We start from the raw sequence: 980 nt of genomic DNA, 5'->3' as shown, positions 1-980 counted from the left end.
GCTCTCGATCACGGGGGCGGAAGGGGAGGGGGAAGTCTGGGCGTCATTGCCGCCGCCGCAGGCGGAGAGCATGCTCAGGGTAAGCGTTCCGGCCAGGGCCAGAGCGATAAGACGACGATTCATAGCGGTCATTCTCCTTTTTTTCAAGCGTTTTTTGTGTTCGCAGTATTGGACGGCGGAGGGACGAAAAAAGTTCCGGGAAATTTTGAAAATTTTTTAAGGCCAGATTCTCCCTGCCGTTCCCGGCTTTACCGGTGGGACAAACCATGGTATAATAGCCGAAAAGCGGCAATGATCCATTTTATTTCAGACGTTTTTTGTCCCTTGCGGGGCGGCCGAAAAACTTGACATGATCATGATACCAAATAAAAAGGAGGGAATGGCCATGAGCGTGAAATACCGGCTGGCGGCGCTGCTGCTGGCGCTGGCGGCGGTGGTGGGGATCCTGGGACTGAGCCGGGTCTCGGCGGACGAGATCGAGATCTACCTGTTGGCGGAGAACGACGTCATGGCCGACCTGCCGGTGGAGGCCATGCCGGCCTGGATCGGCGGGGTGCTGTACATCCCCTATACCGCCTTTGACTGGACGGTGACCAAGGTGAACCTGGGGGTGTCCTACGGCATGATCCGGGAGGGGGAAGAGTATCTGCTCACCCTGTACAGCCTGAACGACATCCTCACCTTTGACCTGAACCGGGGCACCTGCGTGGACCGCCGGGGGAACGCCCAGAACATGCGGGCGGTGTACCGCAACGGGTACGTATTCGTGCCGGTGGCGGCGGTGTGTTCCTTTTTTGATCTGGGGTATACCTATACGCCCACGAATTACGGCACCCTGATCCGCATCACCAACGGCCAGCAGCGGCTGGGCAATGAGTTTGTCCAGTACGCCGAGGGCTCCATGCGGGAGCGGTACAACCGGTACTTAAAGCAGCTCAGCCCGCCCACTCCGGTGGTGACCGCCACCCCCAAGGTGACCC

At 59.0% G+C, this 980-nt stretch carries 1 pseudogene; it reads left to right on the top strand.

Going from position 1 to position 980, the window contains the following annotated elements:
• Positions 1 to 385: 385 nt before the first annotated feature.
• A pseudogene (locus H6B51_RS17170) lies at positions 386 to 980 on the top strand (hypothetical protein); the annotation flags it as partial.

It is taken from the genome of Pseudoflavonifractor phocaeensis, from assembly GCF_016901955.1.
In the GTDB taxonomy this organism is placed as follows: Bacteria; Bacillota; Clostridia; order Oscillospirales; family Oscillospiraceae; genus Flavonifractor; species Flavonifractor phocaeensis_A.
The sequence above is the reverse complement of the archived record's forward strand: the minus strand, read 5'-3'. Positions and strand labels throughout refer to the sequence as shown.